We start from the raw sequence: 2055 nt of genomic DNA, 5'->3' as shown, positions 1-2055 counted from the left end.
CGTCCCTCCAGGACCGTGAAGCCGATGCCGCGGAAGAAGTGGCCGAGGCGCTCGCCCAGCGGGGCGCCGCCGGAGATGGCGTACTCGCCCCGGCCGCCGAGGACCGCGCGGAGCTTGCTGTAGACGAGCTTGTCGAACGTCTTGTGCTTGATCCGCAGGCCGAGGGACGGGCCCGACGGCGTGTCCAGCGCCTTGCTGTACGCGATCGCGGTGTCGGCGGCCTTGTCGAAGATCTTGCCCTTGCCGTCGGCCTGGGCCTTGGCGCGCGCCGAGTTGTAGACCTTCTCGAACACGCGCGGGACGCCGAGGATCAGCGTGGGGCGGAACGCGGCCAGCTCGTCGGTGAGGTTCTTGATGTCCGGGACGCAGCCGAGCTTGATCGGCGCCATCATCGGCGCGATCTGCACCAGCCGGCCGAAGACGTGCGCGAGCGGCAGGAAGAGCAGTACCGAGCACTCGCCCGTGCGGAACAGCGGACGCAGCCGCTCCACGATGTTGCCGCACTCGGCGAAGAAGCTGCGGTGGGTCAGTACACAGCCCTTGGGGCGGCCGGTCGTGCCCGAGGTGTAGACGATGGTCGCCGGATCGTCGGCCCGGGCGATCGAGCTGCGCTCCTCGACCGTCTCGTCCGTGACGTCCTGGCCGAGCCGGCCCAGCTCGTCGAGGCCGCCGCCCTCGATCTGCCAGACGTGCTTGAGCTCCGGCAGCCGGTCGCGCACCGACTCGACGGCGGCGGTGTGACCGTCCGACTCCACGATGCACGCGGTCGCGCCCGAGTCGCCGAGGATCCACTGCACCTGCTCCGGCGAACTGGTCTCGTAGACCGGCACGGTCACCGCGCCCGCGCTCCAGATCGCGAAGTCCAGCAGCGTCCACTCGTAACGGGTGCGGGACATCAGGCCCACCCGGTCGCCCGGCTGGACACCGGCGGCGATCAGACCCTTCGCCGCCGTGTGCACCTCGGCGAGGAAGGCGGTGGCCGTGACGTCCTGCCAGCTGCCGCCGACCTTGCGGGCGATGACGGCGACGTCCGGGTGCTGCGCGGCGTTTCTGCGGACGATGTCGGTCAGGTTTCCGTCCGCAGGGACCTCGTACAAAGCCGGAAGGCTGAACTCGCGCAAGACTGCTGCTCCTCATAGGGCGCCGACGCCACGACGGTGTGTGCTGCGACGGTGCGGTCCAAGGCTCGGGCAGGTACTCAGGCATTCACTTGTTGAAATGCAGAGCACGACTGGACGGCCCGGACGTTACCCGCCGGTATGGCTTCTACGACAGGGGGTCCCGTCGAGATGTTCGCTGCGTCACACAGTTAGGTATTCCTTTCGCGCACAGTAGTCCACGTGCTAACTGACTGGCCAGTAACCGCAGGTAGGGCCGCCACTGTTCACGTATGCCACACACGCTTACGCTTGATCGTCATGGCACCCACACCAGCCGGAAACCGCAGGACGCGCGTGCACGTGGTCAGCGACGTGCACGGCAACGCCCGGGACCTGGCCACGGCCGGCGAGGGCGCGGACGCCCTGATCTGCCTGGGCGACCTCGTCCTCTTCCTCGACTACGCCGACCACTCGCGCGGCATCTTCCCCGACCTGTTCGGCGTCGAGAACGCCGACCGCATCGTCGCCCTGCGCACCGCCCGCCGCTTCGAGGAGGCCCGGGAGTTCGGGGCCCGGCTGTGGGCCGGTGTCGGCCGGGACCGGGCCGCGGTGATCGAGAAAGCGGTGCGCAAGCAGTACGCGGAGCTGTTCGCCGCGTTCCCCACTCCGACGTACGCGACCTACGGCAACGTCGACATGCCGCCCCTGTGGCAGGAGTACGCCGGCCCCGGCACGACCGTCCTCGACGGTGAGCGCGTCGAGATCGGCGGCCGGGTCTTCGGCTTCGTGGGCGGCGGCCTGCGGACGCCGATGCGGACGCCGTACGAGATCAGCGACGAGGAGTACGCGGCGAAGATCGAGGCCGTGGGCGAGGTCGACGTGCTGTGCACACACATCCCGCCCGAGGTCCCGGAACTGGTCTACGACACCGTCGCGCGCCGCTTCGAACGCGGCA

General features: G+C 69.3%; 2 protein-coding genes. One reads left to right on the top strand and one right to left on the bottom strand.

The genetic code is table 11. The features are described 5' to 3' along the window. Window positions 1–1121, bottom strand: a 1121-nt coding sequence (locus ABZ016_RS41995; RefSeq protein WP_356922066.1) for an AMP-binding protein, incomplete at its 3' end; no start/stop codon positions are given. A gap of 297 nt (window positions 1122–1418) precedes the next feature. Between ABZ016_RS41995 and ABZ016_RS41990 the strand changes: the two genes are divergently transcribed. Next, on the top strand, window positions 1419–2055 hold a 637-nt coding region (locus tag ABZ016_RS41990; RefSeq protein ID WP_356922065.1), incomplete at its 3' end, for a metallophosphoesterase.

Source organism: Streptomyces sp. NPDC006372 (genome assembly GCF_040612515.1).
Classification (GTDB): domain Bacteria; phylum Actinomycetota; class Actinomycetes; order Streptomycetales; family Streptomycetaceae; genus Streptomyces.
Note: the sequence above shows the minus strand (reverse complement) of the source record. Positions and strands in the feature narration are given on the sequence as shown.